Raw genomic sequence first — 24,335 nt, 5'->3', positions numbered from 1 at the left:
TGTCAGTACTTCTCCTGGAGCTGCGCCGCGATTTCGGCTTCGAGCTCGTCGATGAACTCGTGGTAGTCCTCGGCCGTCCCCATCCGGTTCAGGCGGGGCGCGGCGTCGATGCTCTGAATCTCCTCGACCGGAACACCGGCCTCGAGCGCCTTGAACGCCTCGTCGTTGAACGTCTTGATGGCGCCGAGCATCCGGTAGGTCTTCTTCGGCTCACAGTACGTGTCCACGTCGTGGAACGCGTTCTGCTGGAGCCACGCCTCGCGCAGGTAACGGGCGACCTCGAGCGTGAGCTGCTGGTCGTCGGGCAGGGCGTCCTTCCCGACGAGCTGGACGATCTCCCGCAGCTCCTGCTCCTCGTCGAGCACGTCGACGGCCCACTGGCGCTGCTCGGCCCAGTCCTCCTCGACGTTCTCCTTGAACCACGGGTCGAGCTGGTCCTGGTACAGCGAGTAGGACTCGTTCCAGTTGATCGACGGGAAGTGTCGCCGTTCGGCGAGGTCCGCGTCGAGCGCCCAGAACGTCTTGACGATACGCAGGGTGTTCTGCGTCACCGGCTCCGAGAAGTCGCCACCCGGCGGCGAGACGGCGCCGATGACCGAGATGGAACCCTCGGTGCCGTTGATGTTCTGGAACTTGCCGGCGCGCTCGTAGAACTCCGAGAGGCGCGCGGCCAGGTAGGCGGGGTAGCCCTCTTCGCCGGGCATCTCCTCCAGTCGGGAGGAGATTTCGCGCATCGCCTCGGCCCATCGGGAGGTGGAGTCGGCCATCAGCGCGACGTCGTACCCCATGTCACGGTAGAACTCCGCGATGGTGATGCCCGTGTACACACAGGACTCGCGGGCGGCGACGGGCATGTTCGAGGTGTTCGCGATGAGGCAGGTCCGCGACATCAGGGGGTTGCCCGTGACGGGGTCCTCCAGCTCGGGGAAGTCCTCGATCACTTCCGTCATCTCGTTGCCGCGCTCGCCACAGCCGACGTAGACGACGATGTCCGCGTCGGCCCACTTCGCGAGCTGGTGCTGCGTGACCGTCTTCCCGGAGCCGAACGGGCCCGGGATGGCGGCCGTCCCACCCTTCGCGATGGGGAACAGGCCGTCGAGGATGCGCTGACCCGACACCAGCGGCGTCGTCGGCGTCTCCTTCTTCGCGGAGGGACGGGCCTCGCGGACCGGCCACTCCTGGTGCATGGAGATCTCCTCACCGTTGTCGAGTTCGACGACCGTCTCCTCGACGGTGAACGCGCCGGCCTCGACCGAGGTGACCGTGCCGCCCTCGTAGCCCGGAGGCACCAGCACCTTGTGGTCGATCTGGACCGTCTCCTCGACGACACCGACCACGTCACCTGACGTGACCTCGTCGCCTTCCTCGACGGTCGGCTCGAACTCCCACTCCTTCTCCAGGTCGATGCCGGGCGCGTCGACGCCACGGTCGAGGAACGCCCCCATCTGCTGTTCGAGGACGTCGAGCGGGCGCTGGACGCCGTCGTAGATACTGTCGAGCATCCCGGGCCCGAGGTCCACGGTCAGCGGCTCGCCGGTCGCCTCGACCGGTTCGCCCGGCGCGACGTCCGAGGTCTCCTCGTACACCTGGATGGTAGTGATGTTGCCTTCGATCTCGATGACCTCGCCCATCAGCCCTTCGTTGCCCACGTAGACAACGTCGTTCATCTTGGCATCGAGGTCCGTGGCGGTCACGACCGGACCGCTCACGCTTTCGATGACGCCGTCCTGTTCGACGTCGGTTTGTGTCGCTTGACTCATTGTTGGTCTTCCTCCATCAGGTCGATACCGATCGCTCGCTTGATCTGCTGGCGGAGGCCACCGGCGCCGGTCCCTCCGCCGAGCGTCACGAGCACGGGTTCGACGCTCGTTTCGACGCGCTGTCGTACGGTACGCGAGAGATGCTCCAGGTCCTCGTCGTGCATCACGACGATGCCGACCGACTCGTCGTCGAGCATCTCGTCGACCACGGCGTCGAGCCGTTCGTCCTTCTCGTCGTCCGGGACGTTCTCGCACTTGCGGACGCCCGCGAGACGGAACCCCGTCGTGAAGTCGGGGCTGCCGATGACGCCGATCTCCTGGCTCATTGGATCACCAGCTCCTCTTCGATCTCCTCGGTCGAGAGGCCGGCCTCTCGACCCCGCGCGATGGCGCGGATGTTCTCGACCTCGCGCTCCTTTGCGAGGACGTACGCTAACACCGGACAGACGGACAGTGGGTATCGGTTCGACAGCTTGTCCGAGTACTCGAGCAGCGCCGCGTCGAGCGCGTGCTCGAACCCGATGAGCCCCTGTGCGTCGTCCAGTTCGTCGAGCGCGCGTTCGAGATCGTCGCCGTACGGCGACTCGCGGACGCGGGCGACGAGCTCGTCGGGGTTCGACGCCAGCTGGCGAACGTCGCTCTCGCTGAACAGTCGACCACCCTCGATGTAGTACTCCGAGGGCTCGACCTCCGCGCCGGAGCGCGCCAGCCGCAGCGCGTTCCGGAGGTTCCGGAAGTCGATCTCCGCGCGCAGGAACTGCACGTACAGCTCCTCGGCACGGTTGGGTTCGCTCGGCAGGTCGTCGAGCAGGTGCGCGTAGAAGGCGCGGTCCGTCGCGTTCTCCAGCGGCACCAGCACGCCCTCCTCCTCGTACACCTCGTACGCGGCGGCGAGCGGCTTGCCAAACATCGTGCCGTCGAGCAGTTCGACCGCCTCCTCGATGGACGACGCGTCGACCAGCCGCGCGAGGAACTCGTCGGTGAACTCGCCAGCGCGGATGAGGTCGTCCTCGACCTCGCTCTTGGACGCGTCCGAGTAGAGGCCGCGCATGACGGTCTTCACGTTCCACGCGTCGAACTTCCGCAGGTAGCGGGCGACGTAGTCGTACAGTTTCCCGTCGGCCCAGTCGAGCAAGTCCTCGAAGTGCTTCGCGAGGTTGCGGTTCAGGGCGTACTCGACGAGGTCGACGCCGGAGAAGCGCGAGCCGAGCGCGTTCATCTCGCGCTCGTACTCCGTCTCCTCCATGAACCGCGCGATCTCGCTCGGCCCCATGCGGACGAGCTTCCGGTAGTCGTCGGCGTCGAACAGCGACGCTCGGCGTGACCGGACGCGGGCGGTGACGTATTCGTAGTTCGCGGTGCCTTCCTGACGGATGCTCATCGTCCCTCGAACAGTTCGTCGGAGATCTCGCGGAGGTTCTCCTCCCAGACCGTCTCGAGCACGGAGTCGAACGTGTTGTTCACGCGAACCCGGCTCCCTTCGGCCTCGACGACGACGCCGCCGAGACAGTCGTGCTCGCCGGCGACGTCGAAGCCGTCGTAGTCGGCGACGATGTCCTCGAGGAGCTCCTGGTCGTCCGCGCGACCGTAGACGTGGACCTCCTCTGCGCCCTCGAACTCCTCGGCGGCGGCGGCGAGCAGCGCACGGGTCAGTTCCTCGCGCCGCTCGCCGTCGATGTCGGCGACGGCGGCCTCGACCTGCTCGTGGACGTCCTGGAGGACGCTCCGGCGGGCTTCGAGTCGCTGCTGTTTCGCCTCGAGCTTGGCGGAGGAGAGCTGTTGCTCTCGCTCCTGTTCTATCTGCTGTTCCACTTCCCGTTCGGCGTCCGCGACGATGTCCTCGGCGTCGGATTCGGCTTCGGCGACGATCGCCTCGGCTCGAGATTCGCCGTCGGCTCGAATCTCCTCCGCACGCGCGCGGGCTTCGTCTCGGATGTCCTCTACGACCGTATCAAGGCTCATGTGTGCAAAAGGGGTGGTGCGTTTAGACGACGAAGACGACGACGAGCGCCAGGATCACGAGCGTCTCCGGCAGGACCGTGAGGATGAGCCCGCGACCGAACATCTCGTCGTCCTCGGCGACGGCGCCGACCGCCGCGGCACCGATACCGCGCTCTGCGTAGCCCGCGCCGAACGCCGCGAGCCCGACCGCGATGGCCGCACCCGTTGCCGGCGGGATGGCGGCGACTGCGTTGGCGGCGTCTCCCTGGAGAAGCGGTGCGATACTGCTGAACAGCGCGATGACGAGTTCGTACATTGGTAGTTAGTCCTCTATGGTTGTCTCCGAACAGGCGTACCTCACAGCAGACAACCCATAAAACTTCCCAAACGTGCCCACGAAGCCGTCTCTCGGCTGTATGCGAAAGAATACCACTAAGTAGGGTGGGCGAGAAAGTGAGGGGAACGCTCGAAGGTTCGAGTACCGCGAGAACCTCCTACTCCTCGGTGGTGAAGCGCCGCTCGTAGCCGAACGGCTCGTAGTCGCGACCGCCGCCCTCGTAGAACTTCCCGAAGAACTCGACGTACTCGAGACGCACCGCCTGCAGACCGGCAGAGGTGACCCCGAGCGCGAGCACGAGCATGTGGCCGACCACGAGGATGACGATGCCGACGAGGAACGCCGCGACACCGCCGTGGAGCAGGCCACCGAACATGATCTCGGTCACGACGTGGCCGTGGACCGAATCACCCACCTCGGGCATGTGCCCGAGTGCGAAGTGCCACGCGTCGCCGTGTTCGGTCTCGGTGACGTACACGCCGAAGAACAGGAGATTGACGACGAACGCCATCCCCGCCTTCGCGAGCAGCACCGCAGCCAGCCGCGTGTACGACAGCACGTTCACGAGCACGTTGAGGAACTCGACGCCCTCGATGGGCTCACCGTACACGAGCAGGGCGAGCCCGACGCCGAACACCGCGAGCCCCGCGAGCCCGATGGTCGGGGAGAACCCGGTGAAGCCGAGCGGGAACGGGTGGCCGTTGAACACGGAGTCGGCACCGTAGATGATGTCGGGAGCGGAGCCGAACGCGCCGGCGAAGATCCACGTCCAGAGGCCGAACATCATCATGAGCCACGAGCCCGACTCCAGCATCGCGTCACCGAAGCCGTGCGAGAGGTTCTCGTAGAAGTCGAAGATCCACCCGATGGTGAGGTGGACGACCCCAGCGAGCAGGCTCAGGACGAGCCAGCCGAGCGCGTAGTCGCCGTACTCGGGGATGAGTCCCTTGTGGATGGGCGGCGAGCCGCCCCAGACGATCTCGCCGAGCTGGTGCAGCCCGAAGATCTCGCCGTAGAGGATGCCGAAGATGCCGGTGAACACGCCAGCGAGCAGACCGACACCACCGAGCGAGCGGATGACGTCCGAGTCGAACCGCGTCATGAGAGTGTAGCCGAGCCCCATGTACAGCAGCCCGTAGCCGAGGTCACCGATCATGAAGCCGAAGAACAGCGGGAACGTCAGGAACAGGATGACGGTGGGGTCCAGCTCCCAGTACTTCGGCTTGTTGATGACGCCGACGAGCGCCTCGAACGGCTTGACGACGTCGGGGTTGTCCTGGACGACCGGCGGCGCACCGCCGCTCATCGCGACGTCGCCCGCGTGGGCGTGCCCACCGTCGGTGGCGACCTCTTCGCCCCCGTCCGCGGCGGCGGCCCCGCCGCCGACCGCGCCGCCCTCGGTGGGCTCGCTGCCGGTGGCAAAGCCGTGTTCGTCGTAGTCGGCGCGCTCGAGTTCCTCGACGTCGACGTGGTCGCCGACCTCGTTCTGGAGCGCCTCCGCGAGGTCGACGAACCGCTCGGTCGGGAGCCAGCCCTCGGCGACGAAGGCGTTCTCCGTCGTCGCGAACGAGAGCGGTGCCTCGCGTTTCTGCGCCTCGATGGCGAGCTTCTCCTCGGCGGCGAGCAGGAACCCGCCGACCTCGATGCGGAGGTCGTCGAGTTCGTCCTCGACGGTGTTGAGCTTCGAGGAGAGCTGCTGGCGCCGGTGGGAGAGCTCGTCGACGTACGCCGCGGGTTCGGCGTCCGTCTCGGGCACCTCGAGCTGTGTGAAGTTCGCCCCGACGAGCGCGTCCTGTACCTCGGCGGTGGCGGGGTAGACGAAGACGGCGAGCGTGTTCGTCTCGCTCCCGGACTCGATGTGGTGGCGGTCGACGCCGTCGGCCTCGACGAGCGCGCGGCGGACTGCCTCGCGGTCGCCCTGGCCCACGAGTACGGAGAGGTTCTCGTACCCCTGCAGCAGGTCGAGGTCGATGCCGAGGTCGACGAACGGCTCGACAGCCTCGAGTTTCTCCTCGACGGAGCGGAGCTCGTCTTCGAGCTCGTCACGCCGGTCGTCGAGTTCGTTGACCCGCGTGCGAACCTCTTCGAGTTCCTCCTCGAGCGCGTCGTCGGTGACGATGCGCGTCGGCCCGGCGTCCTCCTCGTCGACGCCGAGGATCGACTGCAGCGAACGGACGGTGACCAGCTTCTCCGAGGCGGTGTCGGCGCCCGCGACCGGGTTGCCAGGGGTGAACCCCTCCCACTCGCCGTCGTAGTCGGTCATGTCGAACAGCGAGAGGTCGTGAACAGCCTCGATGACCTCGTCCATCACGCCCTTGGATCCCGTCACCGAGACCCGGCTCATTCGCTCAGGTCTGAGCATGAACCGCCTCCTCGAAGCGTTCGAGGACGTCCTCGACGGCGTCCTCCTCGCGGTCGGCGGCGCGAGCTTCGAGCGTCTCGCGCTCGGCCTGCCCCTCTTCGAGCAGGGCCTCCCGCTCCTCGTTGATCTCTTCACGCGCCTCCGAGAGCCGGTCCTCACGGAGTTCGGCGGCCTCCTCGCGAGCGTTCTCGCGAATCTCCTCTGCCTCCGCGCGGGCTTCGGAGATCATCTCGTCGCGGGCCTCTTCGGCTTCGGCGACGATATCGTCGGCCTCCTGCTCGGCCTCCTTGATTCGGTCCAGAACCTCTGGCCTCGCCATATTCGTATCGTGCGAGGATTGGGCAACGGCGTATATGGTAGTTGCGAAGTATGCGTGGCCGAGCGAAGCGAGGCCACGGTACGGTGAGCGGGGAACGAACGGAGTGAGTGACCCGTGAGCTGCGTGGGGTGAGCGGCGAGTGAAACGAGCCGCGAGCACCACGTTCTTGCGAACGGCGACCAGCGGGAGCCGTGAGCAGTGTGGGCGGTCGAGCGTCCGGGGGCTTTCGAGGCATTGTCGCCACCCGTTCCAGGACCACAGCGGTCTAGCCCGGAATCCGCAGAACTATGCCCGCCCGATTCCAAAACAGGCCAATGGGATTCCTCGAGAACAAGGCGCGGGCGCGGCTGTTCTACCGGTACTTCTCGAAGGTGTACGACCAGGTGAACCCGTTCATCTGGAACGAGGAGATGCGCGACGAGGCGCTCGAGTGGTTCGGCGTCGAGCAGGGTGACCGCGTGCTCGACGTGGGCTGTGGCACCGGCTTCGCCACCGAGGGCTTGCTCCAGCACACCGACGACGTCCACGGGCTCGACCAGTCCGGCGGCCAACTGGAGAAGGCGTTCGCCAAGTTCGGGAAGACCGACCAGGTGAACTTCTACCGCGGGGACGCCGAGCGCCTCCCGTTCCAGGATGACGCGTTCGACGCGCTGTGGTCGTCAGGGAGCATCGAGTACTGGCCGAACCCGGTCGACGCGCTCGCGGAGTTCCGCCGCGTCGTCAAGCCCGGCGGGCCCGTGCTCGTGGTCGGCCCCGACTACCCCGAGTCGAAGGTGTTCCAGAAACTCGCGGACGCCATCATGCTGTTCTACGACGAGGCCGAGGCCGACCGGATGTTCTCGGACGCCGGCTTCACCGAGTTCGACCACCACATCCAGCAGCGGAAGCCCGGAACTCCCCGAGCAATCACGACCGTCGCGCGCGTCCCCGACGACGACACGGACCACGACGACTCGAACGACGACTCCGAGACGCTCGAAGCCGAGGCCTGAACCGCGGTCTCGACGGCCGCCACCTGCCGCCCGTTCTCGTACACCGTCACCGTGACCGTCGAGCCACGCGAGGGCGTCGGCTGGTTCGTCTCCGCGACCACGACCGCTGCGCGCTCGCCGACCGTCCACTGGCCGTCGGTGGCGCTGTTGAACGGACCAGTGGGAGCACCACGGAACCCACGAGCGCCGACGAACGGAACCGGTGGCTGGTGCGCGAGGCCGACGCCGTCGACCGCGATTCGCACCCGGAGCCGTTCGACCACGAGCGGCGCGCCGCCCTCGTGGACGAGCTCGACCCGGCCGCTGGCGTCAGCCGTGACCGAGAGCACCGTCGGCCCCCCGGTCGAGGGCGGTGGCGGTGAGACCGCGAGCGTCGCGGCCGCGAGGCTCGCCGCCAGCAGGACGGTGAGCGCGGTCAGCAGGACGACGCCGACGACCGGCGAGACCGCTCGCGACGAGCCGGACACACGGCGCGTGGCCGCGGCTTCACACTTGAAGTTCGGGGCCGACGGCGTCCTACGCGAAGTTCGGGACCGTCACCGAGACGTTGGCGCCGCGGGCGCTGGCGGTGACCGAGAAGGTGCCGCGAGGCGCGACCGTCCAGAGCCGGTCGCCGTCCGTGCGGCCGACAGGCTCGCCCCCGACCGCGACCGTCGCGTCGACGGGCTCGCCAGTGGTGGCGTCGACGACGGTGACGGCCATCGGCCCGTCGGCGTGCGTCCCGCGGAGCACGACACGGAGGTCCTCGTCGGTTTCGTTGGCGAGTTCGGTGGTTGGCAGCTGGCTCACGTCGAGCTGCTGGGTCTCGAAGAACACCGCCTGGGTGCCGGCGTCGTAGTAGACCGCGAGGTCCCGGTTGCTGACCGTCCCGTGCGGATGGTTGTACGCGATGGCGTACACGCCCGAGCGCAGGTAGTTCGGCTCGCCCGTCAGCGCCGAGTCCGAGGAGTCCTTGTTCTCCGAGACCCACGGATACAGTTCGTCCAGCCGGCGCTCGAACTCGTCGATGCTGATGGGCTTGTCGACCCACTGGCTGTCGAGCCCGTCGCCGAAGTAGGCTTCACGGACGTACTGGGTGTCGAACTGCCCCTCCTGCACCATCGAGAGGACGAACCCGCTGTCGGAGGTCTCGACGTACACGCGCATCGGCGCCGACGCGTCGCCAGTCATCGCCCGCGCGACCTGATTCCGGACGGGGCCGGTGAGCGGGATGAGCCGCGCCTTCATGCGGGCGATTCGCGTGACTGCGACCGGCATGCCGGACGCACGGTCGAACGTGTAGAGCTGGTCGATGGTGCTCCCGAGCGACTCGGCGGCCGCGTGGATGGTGGCGAGCTCGCGGAGATACGCACGCGTGGAGAGTTCGCCGTCGTTGTAGGCTTCGAGCGCGGCCCGTTCGCGGGCAGCGAGGTCCGCGATGCGCTGGTCGAGGTTATCGGCCGTCCGGTTGACGACGGCCCGCCGCTCGACCGTGTCGTCACCGGCGGCGGCGAACGCCTCACGGAGCTGGGCCGTTGTGTACCGGCCGTGGAGTTTGGTGGTGTCTCGCGACAGCGCCCCGCCGACGTCGAGCGTGACGGTTCCGAACCGGACCGTCTGCATGCGGTCGTCGGGAAGCGCGAGATACGCGGAGGTGTTCGCGGCGGGGACGACCGGGGGGAGGCCGTTCGGCGTGGCGCCGCCGTCGGCCTGGGCCGTCGGCATCGCACCGTCCGCGACGCTCGGCGCGGAGGGGGCGCCGGCGAGCGGGACGGCCGCCGCGGCGGGGGCGACGACCAGTAGGAGCGCGAGGGCGACGCGCAGGGGACCGTTCATACACCTACGTCCTGTCGGACGCTACAAAAATCCGCCTGTCTCTCACCTGTCGAACGAGCGCGCGAGCGATGCCGAGACGTTTTATGGGCGCCGCAGACCGTTCATCGGGGGATGGAAAGCGTTTTGCGTGCGGCGAGTGCACAGCGACCTATGCGGTTCGGGCCGCGTCTCGCCCTCCTCTGCTTGCTCCTCCTCGCGGCCGGCGCTCCCGTGGTCGTGGGGCACTCAGCGGCGGAGCCGGCGACACAGGACGCCAACACGACGCTCGCCCCCGACGAGATGACGATGACCGTCCAGCTCGAAGGGGACGGCGACGCCCGGTGGCGAGTCACCACCGAGTTCGTTCTCGACAACGAGAGCGACCGGCGGGCGTTCGACCGGGTGGCGAGTAGCTTCGAGACCGGCGACCCCGACACCTCCTACGACATCTCGACGTTCGAACACGCTGCCGCCGCCGGCCGCAACGCGACCGGCCGCGAGATGCGCATCGAACAGCCCCGCTACAACACGACGGTCGACGACACCGGGAACGTCACCGTCGGCCGGCTGACGCTCACGTTCCGGTGGACGAACTTCACCGAGACGAGCGGCGACCGGCTCCGCATCGGCGACGGGTTCAACACCACGACGGGGACGTGGCTCCCCGGATTGACCGAGCGCCAGACGCTCGTCATCCAGCCGCCGCCGGGCTACACCGTGTTCAACATCCCCACCGGCGTTGGCATCCAGGGCGGTACCGTGACGATTCGAGGCCAGACGAGCTTCGATCCCGGTTATCTCGGCCAGATCACGTACGAGCAGACCGGCCCCGGCACGTCGCCGAACGGGACGGACGAGACCCCGTCGCCGGGCGGGTTCGATCTCTCGACGCTCGGACTCGTCGGCATCATCGTCGTCGTGCTCGGCGCGCTCGCCATCGGTGCCTACCTGTTCTCACAGCGGCAGGACGACGACACCCCCGGAACGCCCCAGCCGAACGCCAACGGCGGCACCGACGTCCCGGTGGCCTCGGGCGCTGCCAGCGGGGGCGCCGCCGAAGACGACAATCCGGAGTCCGACCCCGATTCAGAACCCGATTCCGAACCCGAACCCGACTTCGACCTCCTCTCCGACGAGGAGCGGGTCGAGTACCTCCTCGAACAGAACGGCGGCCGGATGAAGCAGGCGAACATCGTGAAGGAGACCGGCTGGTCGAACGCGAAGGTCTCCCAGTTGCTCTCGGCGATGGACGAGGCGGGTCGCATCGACAAGCTCCGTATCGGCCGCGAGAACCTCATCTCGCTGCCGGACGAGGAGCTGGGAGAGTTCGATAACGAGTGACACGAGAACACGTGTCATGGGCAGAAGAGCCCGTGTAGCCGGCGAAACCGTTGCTTCATTCGGAAACGTTTAACCGCGAATGGCCGTCATTCACAGACGACGATGAAGATACTAGTCACCGTAAAGGAGGTGGCAGAAGTCGAAGACGAGTTCGAAATCAGCGGACTCGACATCGACGAGCGCTACCTCGAATACGACCTCAACGAGTGGGACGACTACGCCGTCGAGGAGGCCGTCCAGACCTCCGAGGAGAACGACGACGTCGAAGTCGTCACCGCCACTATCGGTCCCGAGCGCTCCGAGGAGACCATCCGGATGGCGCTCGCGAAGGGCGCCGACCGTGCGCTCCGCGTCTGGGACGACGACCTCGAGGCCGCCGAGTTCCTCGACGTCTCCACGAAGGCCGACCTGCTGGCCGCCGTCGTCGAGCAGGAGGAGCCCGACCTCGTGCTCACCGGTGTGCAGGCCGCCGACGACTCGTTCGGTGCGACGGGCGTCGCGCTCGCCGAGCGCATCGGCTACGAGTGGGCTGCGGTCGTCAACGCGCTGGACCTCGACGCCGAGGGGGGCGTCGCGAGCGTCCGCCGCGAACTCGAGGGTGGTGTCGAGGAACTGACCGACGTCGACCTCCCGGCCGTCCTCACCATCCAGACCGGTATCAACGAGCCGCGGTACGCCTCCCTGCGCGGGATTCGTCAGGCCCAGCAGAAGGAACTCGACGTGCAGACGCTCGACGACCTCGGCCTCGACGGCTCGGTCACCGAGTCCGCGGTGTCGAAGACCGACATGTACGAGCCGGAGTCCGAGAGCGACGCCACCATCTGGGAGGGCTCCGCCGAGGAGACCGCCGGCGAACTCGCTGCGTTCCTCCGTGACAAGGGGGTGGTCGAGGGATGACGGTCCTCGCCATCACCGAGCACCGTCGCGGCGAGCTCCGCGACGTCTCGTACGAGATCATCACGGCGGGTCGTGAACTCGCCGACCAGCTCGGCGGCGAACTCCACCTCGGCGTCATCGGCGGCGACGTCGACGGCTTCGCCGAGCAGCTCAACCGCGAAGGCGTCGACGCCATCCACACCGTCGACGAGGGCGAGGAGTTCAACCACGACGTGTACAACCAGGCCATCCAGCAGCTCTACGAGCAGAGCGGTGCCTCGGCGCTGCTGCTGCCGAACACGGTCAACGGGCTCGACTACGCGCCGGCCGTGGCAAGCGCACTCGACCTGCCGCTCGTCACCGACGCCATCGGATTCGAGGCGAACGGCGCGCTCAGTGTCACCCGCGAGGAGTACGGTGGCAAGGTCGAGACGACGCTCGACGTCGACGCCGACGAGTACGCGCTCACCATCCGCCCCGCCGAGTGGGCGAAGGCGGAGGGCACCGGCGACGCCGACATCTCGGCTGCCGACGTCTCTATCGACCAGGACGCCGTCAAGTCGACGGTCAACGGCTTCGAGGAGGTCGGCGCTGGTGACGTGGACATCTCCGAAGCGGACGTCCTCGTCTCCATCGGCCGCGGTATCGAGGAGGAGGACAACCTCCCACTCGTCGAGGCGCTCGCCGACGCGCTCGGCGCGACGCTCTCCTCGTCGCGTCCCATCGTGGACAACGGCTGGCTGCCGAAGAACCGGCAGGTCGGCCAGTCTGGCAAGGTCGTCACGCCGGACGTCTACATCGCCATCGGCATCTCCGGCGCGGTCCAGCACGTCGCCGGCATGAAGGGTTCGGACACCATCATCGCCATCAACACCGACGGCAACGCGCCCATCATGGACATCGCGGACTACGCCATCGTCGACGACCTGTTCGACGTCGTCCCCGAACTCATCGAGGAGTTCGGCGGCACCCCGCCCTAGTCGCTGTCCTCACTTCCATCGATTCTTCTTTCGGCATCGTACGCGAAGCCACCGCGAGGGACACCTCCGAAGCCCTCACCGTTTCCAGTCGAGGGCCTCGCTGCGCGCGCTCCCTCACGGTCGCGTGCTTGCGTCGGCCGTCTTCCCGGAAACGGCTCGCCCTTCGAATCCACCAGGAGACGCCCGCACCGCGACCGCACCAACCCTCCCCCGAGACGAACACGCTCGCCGAGCTCGCGGTTCGTCTTGGCCCGTGGCTCGACGAGCAGGTGTTTCGACCCCCCTCACCCGGCGTCGTCGAACACCGCCACCACACCGCGTGCCGGGGGCACCAGCACGCCACCGACGACGAGCAGGCCGACGACCCCGAGGATGATGGAGCCGGTGACGACCAACTGGACGAAGAAGCCGACGACGGCCGCGAGCAGCGGTGCGGGCGCGAACGTGACGACCGTGCGGCCGAACACGAGCGCCCGCGTGTGGTCACGCCGGTGGCCGTAGCGGTAGCAGGCGAACCCACCGAGGACGTAGCCGGTGCCGACCAGCGCCGCCACGAGAACGAGCAGGAACCGGAGCGGGTACACACCGGCCGTCGACCCGCACGCCACCTGAGTCCGTCGGTGTCTGGATAGCGCGTTCCGTCACCTACTTGCGACCCGCGCCCGTCTTTTCACGTAATGGAGTATCTCGAGCGGCGACGGGCCCGTATCGAGGAGCGGCTCGAGGCCGTTCTCGAGGCAGTCGAGCCCGTCGAACTGCGCGAGCAGGTCGAGCACGTCTCGCTGTCAGGGGGCAAACGCGTCCGCCCCACCGTCACGGTGCTCGCCTGCGAGGCCGCGGGGGGCGACGCCGAGGCCGCCGTCGACTTCGGCGTCGGCATCGAACTCGTCCACAACGCCTCGCTGGTGGTCGACGACATCATCGACGAGTCCGAGGTTCGCCGGGGCGTCACCGCCGCCCACACCGAGTTCGGCCACGGCCCGGCCATCATCGCCTCCGACGGCTTGCTAGGCGAGGCGTTCCACCTGTTCTCGACCGACGCGCGCGCGATGCAGATCGTGGCCGACGCTGTCGCGGAACTCGGCGAGGGCGAGGCCACGGAGCTCGTCGCACAGCCGAGCAACGAGACCGAATACATGGAGCTCGCCCGCCGAAAGACGGGGGCGCTGTTCCGCGCTGCCGCGCAGCTCGGGGCCGTGGCCGCCGACGCCGACCCCGCCACCGTCGAGGCGTTCGGCGACTACGCCGAGCGCGTGGGCATCGCCTTCCAGATTCGTGACGACGTGCTGGACGCGACCGCGGACGCCGACGAACTGGGGAAGCCGACCGGACAGGACGCCGAAATGGAGCGCCCGTCGCTCGTGCAGGTGACGGACCTCACGCCCGAGGAGGCGAACGAGCGGGCCCGCGCACAGTCCGACGCCGCCCTCGACGCGCTCGACCGAACGAACGCCCCCGAATCGCAGGCGCTGGAGTACCTCCGCGACCTCGCAGAGTTCGTGGTCGTCCGGGAACGGTAAGCCCGGCCTCTCTGGAGTCGGTAGTGAGCTTACCGGCAGTATCCTCCGAATAGTGAAGTTCCGGTCGAGCGACACGAACGTATGCGCTGCCAACGGTGTCTGTGCCAGCAGGTCGTCCACCGGCACGTCGTCGACGGGACAGTGGGGTATCTCTGTGCCGAGTGTCGAGAGGCGTGGGACGCACTGGTCACTCGACGCCACCCTCAGTAGTCGTCGAACGGGTAGTCGTTCGGCCCCTCAACCTCGTCACGGCCGAGACGACGCAACCCGAGGGCTGCGTGCGACGACACACGGACGGCGGATGGCACCAGTATAACAGGTAGTGCTAGGTAGTGCTGACCTTCACGCCGCCGTGTCCGGCTTCCGGGGGAGCCGTGACTCCGCGACGGCAAAGGCGAGCGTGCTCGCGAGGCTCAGGAGCGTCCCCGCAGTCAGGGCCGCCGCCAGATACGCGAGCGTCGCGAAGTTGAGTTCGAGCAGGTACGCCGAGAGGGCGTGGACGACGACGGCGATGGCGAGCACGTAGAACGGCGCGTTGAGGTAGCGCCAGCGCAGGCTGTCGGCGAGGTACTCGTCGGTGACCCGCCCGAGTGAGGCGACGATTCCGGCAGCGGCGAACCACTCGACGGCACCGAACGCGACGGCAGCGACGGTGCCGAGAACCGGGAGCGAGCCGCGCGCTTCCGAGAGCGCAGTCAGGTACTCGATCCCGCTCGCGACGCCCACCGCGAGGAGTGCGAGCGCGACGACGCTCGTGACGAGCGTCATCCGGCCGGTGTAGAGCGCGACGCGCGCGCGCTCGATGGCGCCGTCGACGCTCTCTTCGAGGCCGAGCCCCCGGAACAGGACGTACAGTCCGAGGAGGCCGGAGAGGACGCCGAGCGTCGAGCCCGGCAGCCCGAGCTGGTCGGCGAGGATGGCGACCGGATAGATCAAGAGCAGGATCCCGAGCGGGACGAGGATCGTGCCACGGGTCTCGGGGTCGTCGAGCACCTGCTTGATGGTGTAGTACATCGACTCGAGGTTCTGCGCCTGTCGGACGACCACCCGACGGACCGAGTCGATGGGGACCCGCGAGCGGATGACCGGAATCACCGACTCGTCCTGTGCGCCGTCGGTGACGACGATGCCGCGGACGTCCTCGCCGGTTTGCAGGGAGGCGAGCACGCGGTCGACCTCCTCGCCGACCTTGCGGTTGGCGGCCACGTCGCTCTTCGCGAGCCCCGTGACGACCGCCACCTCGACGCTCTCGCCGGTCTCTTCGGTGATGGTGTCGTAGATGTGTGCCCCCTCGAAGATGACGTTCACGTCGGAGTCCTCGGGGTCGGCGGTCGCGAGCGCGACCGCGGCTCGCTCGACGGCCTCCCGGCCGATGACCGGCGTCTCGAAGCCGGTCTTGCGACCGAGGTCGTCGTCGAGGTCGACACACAGCACCAGCAGCATTGCCTGAGGATTCGTCGCCGGCCTTTAACTGTTTTCGGGCGTCGGCTCACCGGGTTCTCCGACCACTCACCGGACGTGCCCGGGGTCCGTGGGGGTGGCCTCCTCGGGGTCCGCGTCGACCGACCGGCCGAGGCTCACCGCGATGCCGAGTACGGGCAGGAGGACGAGCGCCCCGAGGACGAAGGGGGCGCGGAAGCCGATACCGGCGTACACCCCGCCCATGACGATGGGGCCGATGGCGCGCGCGAGGCTCCCGGCACCCTGCGTCAGCCCGAACGCACTGCCCTGTCGCTCGTCGCTGGCGCGCGTCGAGACGAGCGCCGAGAGCGTGACGTTCACCACGCCGTTGCCGAGCGCGAGCATCGCGAGGACGAACAGCAGCGCGAGCAGGGCGGGCGTCAGGAACCCAGCGAGGTTCGAGAGGTCGGGGAACAGCACGGCCAAATCGCGGGTGAACGGGATGGCGCCGAGCGCCACGGCCAACAGCGCCGAGGAGCCGAGCGTGAGCTTGATCGGCTCGTACCGCTTGGTGAGCGGGCCGATGAGCCCTCCCTGGACGATCACCGCGAGGACGCCGATGTAGGTGAGCAGGAGCGACGCCTGCGTCTCCGAGTAGTTGTAGACGTCAGCGACGTACGGGATGAACATCGTCTGGACGCCCGCGAACGCGAAGGAGAGCAGGAAGAACGCCGCCAGCAGCCCCCGGACGTCGGGGTTGCGAACTGCAGCGACGAGCTGTGAGATCTGTGACTCTCGCTCGCTCGCTTCGCCGAGTTCCCGGGACTCGGGGAGCGCGAAGAACCCGACGACGACGGCGAAGAGGCTGGCGAGCGCCGCGGCGAAGGAGGGGAGGCTGAACTGGGTGATGGGGACGATATCGACGACGCCGTCGACCGCGGCCACCACGTCGGGGAACGCCAGCACCGCGCCGATGGCCGGGCCGAAGATGAACCCGAGACCGAACGCCGCGCCGAGCAGGCCGAGCGCCTGTGCGCGTTCCTCGCGGGGGGTGATGTCGGCGACGTACGCCTGTGCAGTCGAGATGTTCCCACCCATCGCGCCCGCGAGCATCCGGGAGAGGAACAGCATCCAGAGCGCCGAGGCGAGCCCGAAGATGGTCCAAGCGATGACCCCACCGAAGATGGAGAGCAGGAGGACGGGCCGGCGGCCGTAGCGGTCCGAGAGCGATCCGAGGAAGGGGGCGAAGAGGAACTGCATCACGGCGTAGCTCGCGGCCAGGAGCCCGATGACGAGTTCGTTCCCGCCGAACGCGCGGGTGTAGAACGGGAGGATGGGGATGACGATGGAGAAGCCGAGGAGGTCGAGGAAGACGACGCCGAAGACGATGGCGAGTGCCCGTCGGCGCCCAGAGTCGTCCATACACGCAGCAGGCGAGCGAGGGACTTAACCACCGGGTGTAAGTGGTCTGGCGCCCAACCAGTGGTATGCGCCGACGCACCACACTCGGCCTGTTGACCGCGGCGGTCGCGGGCTGTACGGGGTCCGAACCCACGCCGACGATGACCGACGGCGGCACGGCGCTGTCGCTGACGTCGCCGGCGTTCGACGATGGGGCCACCATCCCGTCGAAGTTCACGTGCGACGGGGCGGACCGCTCGCCCGAGCTCGCCATCGGTGGCGTGCCACAAGGTACCGAGGCGTTCGCGCTCCTGGTCGACGACCCCGACGCACCCTCGGCGGCGCCGTTCGTCCACTGGGTGCTGTTCGACGTGCCCGGCGACACCCGGACGATTCCGGGCGACGTGCCGACCGGCGACCGCGTCACCTCGCTCGACGGCGCGGGGCAGGGGCGAAACGGCTTCGGGAGCCTCGGCTACCGGGGGCCCTGTCCGCCGCGCGGCGACGGGCCGCACACCTACCGGTTCCGGCTGTTCGCGCTCGACGCGATGACGGGGCTCGACCCGGGGGCGACGCGCGACGAGTTGCTCGGGGCCGTCGAGAACCACACGGTCGCACGGACGACGCTCACGGGGACGTACGAGCGAGCGTGACACCCTCACACGACCGCTGACTTCCAAACGCACGACTTTTGCGGCTCGGGGCACGAGAGGGGAGTGAATGATCTCGAAGGGCTGCGAGCAGTGTGCCAAGGGGGGCAAGATGGTCCTCTTCGTCTACGGCTACTGTGACCAGCGGGACTGCTTCTACTGTCCCCTGGGTGAGAACCGGAAGAACGTCACCCAGACGTACGCCAACGAGCGGCCCATCGAGCACGACGAGGAGATCATCGAGGAGGCCAAGCGCATGAGCGCGCTCGGCACCTCGATTACGGGCGGCGAACCGCAGGAGGCGATGGCAAAGACGTGTCGCTACCTCCGCCTCCTCAAAGAGGAGTTCGGCGAGGACCACCACACCCACCTCTACACGGGCATCACGGGCGGCCGCGAGAACATGCGCCGCCTCTCGGAGGCGGGGCTCGACGAGATTCGCTTCCACCCGCCGCTGGAACTCTGGGGCGACTTGCATGGAACGGAGTGGGAAGACATCCTCTACATCGCCCGCGAGGAAGGCCTGACCCCGGCGTTCGAGATTCCCGGCATCCGCGCGGAACCGGAGTTCCTCGAGTTCCTCGACGAGGGCGCCGCGGAGTTCTGCAACATCAACGAGTTCGAGATGTCCGACGGCAACTACCGACGGATGCAGGAGGAGGGATTCGAACTCCGCGAGGGCCACATGAGCGCGGTCGAGGGGAGCCACGACATCCTCGAGACGATGGGCGACCACGAGCGCGTCTACTTCTGTACGAGCGTGTTCAAGGACGCCGCCCAGCACCGGTCTCGATTGAAGCGGATGGCCCGGAACATCCGCCGCGAGTTCGACGAGGTGACCGACGACGGCACCCTCGTCTACGGGAAGACGTGGGAGACCGAGGAGCGCCTGCAGGCGCTCGGCGTGCCCGAGGAGTTCTACGCCGTCAAGTCCGACCACGTCGAACTCGCGTGGTGGCTGCTGGAGGAGATGGTCCAGGAGGGCGACGTGGAGAAGGGCGAAATCGTCGAGCAGTACCCGACGTACGACGGCACCGTGGTCGAGCGGACGCCCGTCGCGTAGGACAGAAGCTGTCGGCCACGTGACTTAATATCGCCCGCGAGAACGAGTCGGTAGCACCCGCTCGATGCTCCCCGCCGACCCCTCCCTCCGCCGCCGCATCGTCGCCGCCTCGCTGCTCGTGGTGGTGTTGCCGTTCGCGTTCATCTACGGCTTCGTCTTCGCCATCAACCACGTCCTCTTGCCGCTGCTGGAGGCGCTCGACTACGGCCCGTACTACGGCCGCGTCTACGTCGAGCCGTGGCTCGCGGTCGTGGTCGTGCTCGGTGGGCTGGTCGCACAAGCCCTGTTCGGCCCCCGGACCGTCCTCTCGTCGGTCGGTGCCCGCGAGGTCGACGTCGACGAGTACCCCGAACTCCACGCCGCCGTCGCACGACTCGCCCAGCAGGCCGACCACCCCAAACCCACGGTCACCGTGACCCGGAACAGCGCGCCGAACGCGATGGCCGTCGCCGGCCCCCGAACCGAGGCCATCGTCGTAACCACCGGCCTGCTGGAGACCCTCGATGGCGAGGAACTGGACGCCGTCCTCGCGCACGAACTCGCACACCTCGCGAACGACGACGCGACCGTCATGACCGTCGCGTGGCTCCTCCCCACGGTGACCTACTACGTGGCGATGGCCGCGTACTACGTCCTCTACGGCATCTTTCACCTCATGGGCCGGAGTCGCTCTGACAGCGACGGCGACGGGGCGGCGAAGGCCGTCGTCGTGCTGGTCGTCGCCGCCGTCGTGACGCTCGCGCTCTCGGCGATGTTCTGGGCGGCGAGCGTGCTCGTCCACCGGGTCCTCTCGCGCTACCGCGAGTACGCCGCCGACCGTGGAGCGGCGGCCATCACCGGGAATCCGGCGGCGCTGGCGTCGGCGCTCCGCACGATGGACGAGACGATGCCTGAGGTGCCCGACCGCGACCTCCGAGAACTCGACGGCGGCGCGGAGGCGCTGTACGCCGCCCCGCTCGAACACCGCGCGTTCGGCGACGCCGACCTCGTCTCGACGGACGTGTTCCCGGAGACACATCCCCCGACTGCCAAACGCATCGAGAAACTGCAGGCGATGGCGGAGGAACTGTGAGACGTCGCCGATTCCTCGCGGCGTTCGGCACCGCCGCCAGCGTGGGACTGGCCGGCTGTGGCTACGCGCCCGGTGGCGGTGATTCCCACGGCACCGCGCGGGTCGACCCCGGCGGGCTGGGCAGCGAGCCGATGTGGGCAGTCGGTGCAGCCGGCATCGTCGGCGCTCGGAGCGGCCGCATCACCGTCTTCGAGGGTGAGGGCGTCGAGTTCACCGAGGGGACCGAGCTCCGGCGAGCGACCCGGGCCGGCACCGACCGCTGGTGGCACACCTATCGAACCGAGTCGACCGCCGTCGCGCTCGGGGACGCCGTCTACCTCCTCGACGTCGAGGGGCGTGTCGTCGCGTTCGCCGGCCGCGAGCGCGAAGACGAGGATGGAAGAGTCACCGTCGAGGGAACGCGACTGTGGCGAACCGGCGTGGAGGGCGTACGCGCGCCCCTCGTCGCGGCCGGTTCCGTGGCCTACGTGGCGACGGACACGGGTGTCGCCGCGGTTCGTGACGGCACCGTACAGTGGCGGGTGTCGCTATCGGCACCCCCGGAGACGCTTCTGCCGACCGACGGTGGGGTCCTCGCTGCGGCCGGTGAGACTGTCGTCTCGCTCGCGAACGACGGGGCGGAGCGATGGCGAACCGCTGGAGAGGGACCGCTCGCAGCCACGGCCGAGCGCGTCTACGTCCAGACACCAGACGGGGCACTCGCGGCGCTCGACCGGCGGGGGCGCCGGCTGTGGACGGCGGACGCGTCGTTCGGTCTCAGCAGCATCGCCACCACAGCAGACGCCGTCTACGCGGTGGGTACCTCCGGGCTCACCGCGTTCGACGCGGACGGCACCGAGCGATGGCGCGTCGGGAGAACGCTGGCCACACGGACGGCGGTTCCAGCCCCTGAGGGCGCGTACCTCGCCGGACGGGGAACCGTCGAGGCCCTCGGTCCCGAAGGTCGGCGGTGGGAGCGCGACCTCGAGACCGACTCCAGCGAGCCGGTCGCGGGCTGGCTCGACGGGCAGCGCGTGGCGCTCCTGTTCGATGCGGGCACGATCTACTGGTTCCAGCGCACCGACCAGCGCGAGGGGTTGCTCAGCGGTCACCGATAGCGAAGAACGCGCCGACGACGAGCAGCGAGCCGCCGACGAGGAGGCCGACGACGGGGTCGCCGGCGACGAGCGCGAAGTAGAGCACCGAGAGCGCCGCGCCGCCGAGCGTCGCGGCGACGAGCGAGAACTCGAGGAGGTCGGGGAGCGGCGTCCCCCGCGTGTCGCGGTAGTCGGCGGCCGCGAGCACGACCACGACGGCGTCGAGCGCGGCCATCGCGGGGTCGCCGACGAGGACCACGCCGACGACGAGCACTGCGGCACCGACGACGAGTGCGACGAGCAGCGTCACGTCGGCGCCGAGCGGGTTCACGGACTCACCGTAGCGGGCGTGGTACAGCGCCGGGGGGACGCCCGCGACGAGTGCGACGAACAGCGCGAACATCGGCTGGCCGGCGACGACGAACCCGTAGCCACCGAGGAGGCCGGCGGTGAGCACCCCGACGGCGAGCACGGCATCGGGAGGCAGGACCGCCGCCGGGTCGGGCGAGCGGACGATGCCGTAGGCGGTGAAGCCGTACAAGAGGAGGAGCGCGACGAGGAAGATGGGGAGGAGCGTGCCGGTCGGCGCGAACAGGTAGCCGAACAGCGCCACCGAGAAGGCGAGGACGACGCCGACGAGGGGGGCGGCCTCCGGCACGCGACGGCCACGACGGGACATACGGTGAGAACGAACGGGAAGTCGGAAACGGTTTCGGTAGCGGCCCAGGCAGCCGAAATCAGGGGATTCCGGCGGGAGGGGGGACCCACAAACGTTTAATCGGGCCGCCGCTACGTTCCGCTATGCCCGACTGCCCACTCGCGGACGAGTGCCCCAGCTTCCAGGAGCGCATCGAAGGGATGGGGTGTACGCACTACGGTGACCGTGGCGGCGCGGAGTGGTGTAACCACTACAGTCAGCCGATTCGCGACCTGAAACAGCAGCCGGTCAAGCTCGGCGAGGAGGTCGTCGTCGAGGTGACCGACATCCACGAGTCCGGCGCCGGCGTCGGCCGCACCGAGGACGGCTTCATCGTCATGGTCGACGGCATCCTCCCGGACGCGCGAGCGAAGGTCCGCATCACGAAGGTCCGGTCGAACCACGCCCGCGCCGAGGAGGTCGAGCGACTCGAGTGGGAGGAGGACGAGGAGAAGGGTGACGACGACGCGGCGGCCGAATCCGACGACGAAGAGAAGTCCGGTGGTCGGCAGCGCCGCGAGCGGCTGGGCAGCCGCGACAACTTCTGGGGGTCGTGACGGACCTGCCGGACGTCGACGCACTGCTCGACGAACTGGGGTTCGACGCGGACGAGAGCGTCCTGACGCGCCGACAGGCGCAGGTGCTCGCGCTCCGGGAGCGCGGCATCGCACAGCAGGCCATCGCCGACGAGCTGGGTACCTCGCGGGCGAACGTCTCCTCCGTCGAGTCGAGCGCCCGCGAGAACGTTAAGAAGGCCACCGAGACGGTGGCGTTCGCCGAGGCGCTGCAGGCACCGGTCCGCATCACCGTCGAGGCCCGAACCGACCTCTACGACGTGCCGGGACGCGTGTTCACTGCCTGCGACGAGGCCGACGTGAAGGTGAACCGCACGGCGCCCGAGCTGATGAAGCTCGTCGCCGACGAGGCTGGCGACGCGATCCAGGGGCGGGAAGTGAAACGCGACATCATCGTGGGCGTGACGAGCGAGGGGCGCGTGCGGGTGCGAACGGCCTGAGGGTTCGATTAGGATAGCGGCGTCTCAGTTAGGTTTCGATTACGACAGCGGCGTCTCACTAGCCGGCGGCGTCCGCCGGAGTCTGGAGGGGCCCCAGTAGGCGACGACCACGACGACGAGCGCCGCCTGCACGAGCACGAACGCGAGGCTCCCCGGGTCCGATTCGAGGACTGGAAACATCCCCTGTGCCCAGTTCCACGTCGCGTGCATGAGGAGCATCGGGAGCAGGCTCCCACCCGTGTTGTTGTACACCCACGTCATCAGCACCGAAAGCAGGGTGATGGAAACGGCGAATCCGACGAACGAACTCTCGTAGTAGATGGTCTCCGACGGGATGAAGAACAGCGGGACGTGCCAGAGCGCCCAGACCAGCCCGACGACGACGCCGGCGACGGTCGCGCCGCCGCGGTCCTGGAGCGCGTCGAGCAGGTAGCCGCGCCAGCCGAACTCCTCCTGGACCGGCCCGCCCAGCAGGAAGACGAACACGTACGCGAGCGGGAGTAGCCCGGGATTTCCCGCCCACGGGAACGAGGGGCGCGTGTCGGTGGCGACGGCGACGGCGAGCCCCGACCCCACGACGACGAGCGGGAGACCCACCGCGACGAGGAGCCAGCGTTTCGGGTAGTCGAGCGTCACCGCTCGCTTGGCGAGGCGAACCGCCCCGCCGACACCACCAGCGTAGGCGGCGAGGACGAACGCGGCGACGGTCGGCCCGAACGCTCCGACGTTCGGGAGGGTGGGAGCCGACCCGACGACACCCTGTGCCTCAAGCGCCGCTGGGAGCCAGACTGCCCACGAGAAGCCGAAGGTGAGCGCCAGAAACACGGCGATACCCCGCCAGCCGGCGAGGTGATCGGCTCGGGTCGTCATGCCTCAAGGGGACGACGCTCGACCGGATAAGTATACGCCACCGGGCGTAGCTATTTGCCGCCGGCCTCGGATGACCCGATATGGACCTCGGACTCGACGGCGACGCGGCACTGGTGACGGCGGGCTCCTCCGGGCTCGGACTCGCGAGCGCACAGGCGCTCGCCCGCGAGGGCTGTCACGTTGCGGTGTGTGGCACGACTCCCGAACACGTCGACTCGGCACGCGAGACGCTCGAGGCGACCGGCGACGGCGACGTGCTGGCGATGGCGGCGGACATCACCGAGAAGCGCGAGGTCGAGGCGTTCGTCGACGCGACGGTCGAGGCGTTCGGTGGCCTCGACCACGTCGTGACGAGCGCCGGCGGGCCCCGTTCGGGCCCGTTCCTCGACATGGACGACGACGACTGGTACGGGGCGTACGACCTGCTGGTGATGAGCGTCGTCTGGACGACGCGCGCGGCCCACCCACACCTCGCAGACGGCGGGGGCACCATCACGAACATCACCTCACGCTCGGTAGACGAGATTCTCGACGGTCTCGTGCTCTCGAACTCGGTGCGTCGGGCGGTCATCGGGCTGATGAAGACCCAGTCGCGGGAGTTCGCACCCGACATCCGCGTGAACGCCGTCCTCCCGGGCGCCCACGAGACCTCGCGCATCTCGGACCTCGTCGAGCAGGCGGTCGACCGCGGGGAGTTCGACAGCTACGAGGCAGGGCTCGAGGCGTGGTCCGCGGACATCCCACTCGACCGGGTGGGCGACCCCCACGAACTCGGCGCGACCGTCGCGTGGCTCGCCTCAGACGCCGCATCGTACGTCAACGGCGCTGCGCTCTCCGTCGACGGCGGGAGCGCACGATCCGCGTAATC

General features: G+C 68.4%; 25 protein-coding genes and 1 pseudogene. 12 read left to right on the top strand and 14 right to left on the bottom strand.

Annotated features, from left to right (window positions below):
* Positions 1-2: 2 nt before the first annotated feature.
* The 7 genes from NL126_RS11420 to ahaH form a co-directional block, all read right to left on the bottom strand.
* The gene (locus tag NL126_RS11420; RefSeq protein WP_255195001.1) at positions 3-1,760 is read right to left on the bottom strand and encodes an ATP synthase subunit A; all 1,758 of its coding nucleotides are present in this window, start codon (positions 1,758-1,760) and stop codon (positions 3-5) included.
* Positions 1,757-2,086 (bottom strand): V-type ATP synthase subunit F, encoded by a 330-nt coding sequence (locus tag NL126_RS11415; RefSeq protein WP_255195000.1) that lies wholly within the window; start codon positions 2,084-2,086, stop codon positions 1,757-1,759. The genes NL126_RS11420 and NL126_RS11415 overlap by 4 nt, the downstream gene beginning before the upstream one ends.
* The gene (locus tag NL126_RS11410; protein ID WP_255194999.1) at positions 2,083-3,141 is read right to left on the bottom strand and encodes a V-type ATP synthase subunit C; all 1,059 of its coding nucleotides are present in this window, start codon (positions 3,139-3,141) and stop codon (positions 2,083-2,085) included. Before NL126_RS11410 ends, NL126_RS11415 begins: the two co-directional genes overlap by 4 nt.
* Positions 3,138-3,722: a V-type ATP synthase subunit E gene (locus NL126_RS11405; RefSeq protein WP_255194998.1), complete on the bottom strand. Its 585-nt coding sequence runs from the start codon at positions 3,720-3,722 to the stop codon at positions 3,138-3,140. Before NL126_RS11405 ends, NL126_RS11410 begins: the two co-directional genes overlap by 4 nt.
* Positions 3,723-3,744: 22 nt before the next feature.
* Positions 3,745-4,017, bottom strand: a complete 273-nt coding sequence (locus NL126_RS11400) for a F0F1 ATP synthase subunit C (RefSeq protein ID WP_255194997.1) — start codon at positions 4,015-4,017, stop codon at positions 3,745-3,747.
* Positions 4,018-4,195: 178 nt separating this feature from the next.
* On the bottom strand, positions 4,196-6,400 hold the full coding sequence (locus NL126_RS11395; RefSeq protein WP_255194996.1) for a V-type ATP synthase subunit I: 2,205 nt from the start codon (positions 6,398-6,400) through the stop codon (positions 4,196-4,198).
* Positions 6,387-6,719, bottom strand: coding sequence for an ATP synthase archaeal subunit H (gene ahaH / locus NL126_RS11390; RefSeq protein ID WP_255194995.1), 333 nt, complete (start codon positions 6,717-6,719; stop codon positions 6,387-6,389). Before ahaH ends, NL126_RS11395 begins: the two co-directional genes overlap by 14 nt.
* A 314-nt stretch (positions 6,720-7,033) precedes the next feature.
* On the opposite strand from ahaH, the gene NL126_RS11385 reads away from it, so the two are divergent.
* Positions 7,034-7,711 carry a methyltransferase domain-containing protein gene (locus NL126_RS11385; protein WP_255194994.1) on the top strand — a complete coding sequence of 226 codons (678 nt, stop codon included), beginning with the start codon at positions 7,034-7,036 and terminating at the stop codon, positions 7,709-7,711.
* A gap of 365 nt (positions 7,712-8,076) precedes the next feature.
* Here the strand turns inward: NL126_RS11385 and NL126_RS22180 are convergent.
* Both NL126_RS22180 and NL126_RS11375 read right to left on the bottom strand, forming a co-directional pair.
* A pseudogene (locus NL126_RS22180) lies at positions 8,077-8,178 on the bottom strand (type IV pilin domain-containing protein); the annotation flags it as partial.
* Positions 8,179-8,227: 49 nt separating this feature from the next.
* Complete coding sequence (locus NL126_RS11375) at positions 8,228-9,526, bottom strand: DUF7096 domain-containing protein (RefSeq protein WP_255194993.1); 1,299 nt, start codon at positions 9,524-9,526, stop codon at positions 8,228-8,230.
* A 150-nt stretch (positions 9,527-9,676) separates the two neighbouring features.
* Here NL126_RS11375 and NL126_RS11370 point away from each other — a divergent pair, with 150 nt between their 5' ends.
* The 3 genes from NL126_RS11370 (at position 9,677) to NL126_RS11360 (ending at position 12,702) form a co-directional block, all read left to right on the top strand.
* The gene (locus NL126_RS11370) at positions 9,677-10,846 is read left to right on the top strand and encodes a helix-turn-helix transcriptional regulator (protein ID WP_255194992.1); all 1,170 of its coding nucleotides are present in this window, start codon (positions 9,677-9,679) and stop codon (positions 10,844-10,846) included.
* A 102-nt stretch (positions 10,847-10,948) separates the two neighbouring features.
* Entirely contained in the window at positions 10,949-11,743 is a 795-nt protein-coding gene (locus NL126_RS11365; RefSeq protein WP_255194991.1) for an electron transfer flavoprotein subunit beta/FixA family protein, read from the top strand.
* A complete protein-coding gene (locus NL126_RS11360; protein ID WP_255194990.1) occupies positions 11,740-12,702 on the top strand; it encodes an electron transfer flavoprotein subunit alpha/FixB family protein in 963 nt (320 codons plus the stop codon). Before NL126_RS11365 ends, NL126_RS11360 begins: the two co-directional genes overlap by 4 nt.
* Positions 12,703-12,986: 284 nt before the next feature.
* Here the strand turns inward: NL126_RS11360 and NL126_RS11355 are convergent, their stop codons facing one another.
* Positions 12,987-13,286 carry a hypothetical protein gene (locus NL126_RS11355; RefSeq protein ID WP_255194989.1) on the bottom strand — a complete coding sequence of 100 codons (300 nt, stop codon included), beginning with the start codon at positions 13,284-13,286 and terminating at the stop codon, positions 12,987-12,989.
* Positions 13,287-13,379: 93 nt separating this feature from the next.
* On the opposite strand from NL126_RS11355, the gene NL126_RS11350 reads away from it, so the two are divergent.
* On the top strand, positions 13,380-14,222 hold the full coding sequence (locus NL126_RS11350; RefSeq protein WP_255194988.1) for a polyprenyl synthetase family protein: 843 nt from the start codon (positions 13,380-13,382) through the stop codon (positions 14,220-14,222).
* 342 nt (positions 14,223-14,564) lie between these two features.
* Here the strand turns inward: NL126_RS11350 and NL126_RS11345 are convergent, their stop codons facing one another.
* Positions 14,565-15,665: a DUF373 family protein gene (locus tag NL126_RS11345; RefSeq protein WP_255194987.1), complete on the bottom strand. Its 1,101-nt coding sequence runs from the start codon at positions 15,663-15,665 to the stop codon at positions 14,565-14,567.
* Positions 15,666-15,731: 66 nt separating this feature from the next.
* Positions 15,732-17,045: an MFS transporter gene (locus NL126_RS11340; RefSeq protein ID WP_255194986.1), complete on the bottom strand. Its 1,314-nt coding sequence runs from the start codon at positions 17,043-17,045 to the stop codon at positions 15,732-15,734.
* A gap of 65 nt (positions 17,046-17,110) precedes the next feature.
* Between NL126_RS11340 and NL126_RS11335 the strand changes: the two genes are divergently transcribed.
* The 4 genes from NL126_RS11335 to NL126_RS11320 all read left to right on the top strand — a co-directional run bounded on the left by NL126_RS11335 (position 17,111) and on the right by NL126_RS11320 (position 20,906).
* Positions 17,111-17,677, top strand: a complete 567-nt coding sequence (locus tag NL126_RS11335; RefSeq protein ID WP_255194985.1) for a YbhB/YbcL family Raf kinase inhibitor-like protein — start codon at positions 17,111-17,113, stop codon at positions 17,675-17,677.
* 67 nt (positions 17,678-17,744) lie between these two features.
* Positions 17,745-18,737, top strand: coding sequence for a radical SAM protein (locus NL126_RS11330; RefSeq protein ID WP_255194984.1), 993 nt, complete (start codon positions 17,745-17,747; stop codon positions 18,735-18,737).
* A 64-nt stretch (positions 18,738-18,801) separates the two neighbouring features.
* Positions 18,802-19,809: a M48 family metalloprotease gene (locus NL126_RS11325; RefSeq protein WP_255194983.1), complete on the top strand. Its 1,008-nt coding sequence runs from the start codon at positions 18,802-18,804 to the stop codon at positions 19,807-19,809.
* Positions 19,806-20,906, top strand: a complete 1,101-nt coding sequence (locus tag NL126_RS11320; protein WP_255194982.1) for an outer membrane protein assembly factor BamB family protein — start codon at positions 19,806-19,808, stop codon at positions 20,904-20,906. Before NL126_RS11325 ends, NL126_RS11320 begins: the two co-directional genes overlap by 4 nt.
* Here the strand turns inward: NL126_RS11320 and NL126_RS11315 are convergent.
* Positions 20,890-21,564, bottom strand: coding sequence for a hypothetical protein (locus NL126_RS11315; protein WP_255194981.1), 675 nt, complete (start codon positions 21,562-21,564; stop codon positions 20,890-20,892). The genes NL126_RS11320 and NL126_RS11315 overlap by 17 nt on opposite strands.
* 122 nt (positions 21,565-21,686) lie before the next feature.
* Here NL126_RS11315 and NL126_RS11310 point away from each other — a divergent pair, with 122 nt between their 5' ends.
* Both NL126_RS11310 and NL126_RS11305 read left to right on the top strand, forming a co-directional pair.
* Complete coding sequence (locus NL126_RS11310) at positions 21,687-22,139, top strand: TRAM domain-containing protein (protein WP_255194980.1); 453 nt, start codon at positions 21,687-21,689, stop codon at positions 22,137-22,139.
* The gene (locus NL126_RS11305; RefSeq protein ID WP_255194979.1) at positions 22,136-22,597 is read left to right on the top strand and encodes a Tfx family DNA-binding protein; all 462 of its coding nucleotides are present in this window, start codon (positions 22,136-22,138) and stop codon (positions 22,595-22,597) included. Before NL126_RS11310 ends, NL126_RS11305 begins: the two co-directional genes overlap by 4 nt.
* A gap of 39 nt (positions 22,598-22,636) precedes the next feature.
* Here NL126_RS11305 and NL126_RS11300 read toward each other — a convergent pair whose 3' ends face one another.
* Positions 22,637-23,467: a type II CAAX endopeptidase family protein gene (locus tag NL126_RS11300; protein WP_255194978.1), complete on the bottom strand. Its 831-nt coding sequence runs from the start codon at positions 23,465-23,467 to the stop codon at positions 22,637-22,639.
* Positions 23,468-23,547: 80 nt separating this feature from the next.
* Here NL126_RS11300 and NL126_RS11295 point away from each other — a divergent pair, with 80 nt between their 5' ends.
* Complete coding sequence (locus NL126_RS11295) at positions 23,548-24,333, top strand: SDR family oxidoreductase (protein ID WP_255194977.1); 786 nt, start codon at positions 23,548-23,550, stop codon at positions 24,331-24,333.
* The last annotated feature ends 2 nt before the right edge of the window (positions 24,334-24,335 follow it).

Source organism: Halorarius litoreus, assembly GCF_024362405.1.
GTDB lineage: Archaea > Halobacteriota > Halobacteria > Halobacteriales > Haloarculaceae > Halorarius > Halorarius litoreus.
This window is presented reverse-complemented; position numbering and strand designations above follow the sequence as displayed.

Bases quoted from the DNA above. Each gene is read 5' to 3' on its own strand.
- NL126_RS11420 (WP_255195001.1), bottom strand. From the start codon at position 1,760: ATGAGTCAAGCGACACAAACCGACGTCGAACAGGACGGCGTCATCGAA.
- NL126_RS11415 (WP_255195000.1), bottom strand. From the start codon at position 2,086: ATGAGCCAGGAGATCGGCGTCATCGGCAGCCCCGACTTCACGACGGGG.
- NL126_RS11410 (WP_255194999.1), bottom strand. From the start codon at position 3,141: ATGAGCATCCGTCAGGAAGGCACCGCGAACTACGAATACGTCACCGCC.
- NL126_RS11405 (WP_255194998.1), bottom strand. From the start codon at position 3,722: ATGAGCCTTGATACGGTCGTAGAGGACATCCGAGACGAAGCCCGCGCG.
- NL126_RS11400 (WP_255194997.1), bottom strand. From the start codon at position 4,017: ATGTACGAACTCGTCATCGCGCTGTTCAGCAGTATCGCACCGCTTCTC.
- NL126_RS11395 (WP_255194996.1), bottom strand. From the start codon at position 6,400: ATGCTCAGACCTGAGCGAATGAGCCGGGTCTCGGTGACGGGATCCAAG.
- ahaH (WP_255194995.1), bottom strand. From the start codon at position 6,719: ATGGCGAGGCCAGAGGTTCTGGACCGAATCAAGGAGGCCGAGCAGGAG.
- NL126_RS11385 (WP_255194994.1), top strand. From the start codon at position 7,034: ATGGGATTCCTCGAGAACAAGGCGCGGGCGCGGCTGTTCTACCGGTAC.
- NL126_RS11375 (WP_255194993.1), bottom strand. From the start codon at position 9,526: ATGAACGGTCCCCTGCGCGTCGCCCTCGCGCTCCTACTGGTCGTCGCC.
- NL126_RS11370 (WP_255194992.1), top strand. From the start codon at position 9,677: ATGCGGTTCGGGCCGCGTCTCGCCCTCCTCTGCTTGCTCCTCCTCGCG.
- NL126_RS11365 (WP_255194991.1), top strand. From the start codon at position 10,949: ATGAAGATACTAGTCACCGTAAAGGAGGTGGCAGAAGTCGAAGACGAG.
- NL126_RS11360 (WP_255194990.1), top strand. From the start codon at position 11,740: ATGACGGTCCTCGCCATCACCGAGCACCGTCGCGGCGAGCTCCGCGAC.
- NL126_RS11350 (WP_255194988.1), top strand. From the start codon at position 13,380: ATGGAGTATCTCGAGCGGCGACGGGCCCGTATCGAGGAGCGGCTCGAG.
- NL126_RS11345 (WP_255194987.1), bottom strand. From the start codon at position 15,665: ATGCTGCTGGTGCTGTGTGTCGACCTCGACGACGACCTCGGTCGCAAG.
- NL126_RS11340 (WP_255194986.1), bottom strand. From the start codon at position 17,045: ATGGACGACTCTGGGCGCCGACGGGCACTCGCCATCGTCTTCGGCGTC.
- NL126_RS11335 (WP_255194985.1), top strand. From the start codon at position 17,111: ATGCGCCGACGCACCACACTCGGCCTGTTGACCGCGGCGGTCGCGGGC.
- NL126_RS11330 (WP_255194984.1), top strand. From the start codon at position 17,745: ATGATCTCGAAGGGCTGCGAGCAGTGTGCCAAGGGGGGCAAGATGGTC.
- NL126_RS11325 (WP_255194983.1), top strand. From the start codon at position 18,802: ATGCTCCCCGCCGACCCCTCCCTCCGCCGCCGCATCGTCGCCGCCTCG.
- NL126_RS11315 (WP_255194981.1), bottom strand. From the start codon at position 21,564: ATGTCCCGTCGTGGCCGTCGCGTGCCGGAGGCCGCCCCCCTCGTCGGC.
- NL126_RS11310 (WP_255194980.1), top strand. From the start codon at position 21,687: ATGCCCGACTGCCCACTCGCGGACGAGTGCCCCAGCTTCCAGGAGCGC.
- NL126_RS11300 (WP_255194978.1), bottom strand. From the start codon at position 23,467: ATGACGACCCGAGCCGATCACCTCGCCGGCTGGCGGGGTATCGCCGTG.
- NL126_RS11295 (WP_255194977.1), top strand. From the start codon at position 23,548: ATGGACCTCGGACTCGACGGCGACGCGGCACTGGTGACGGCGGGCTCC.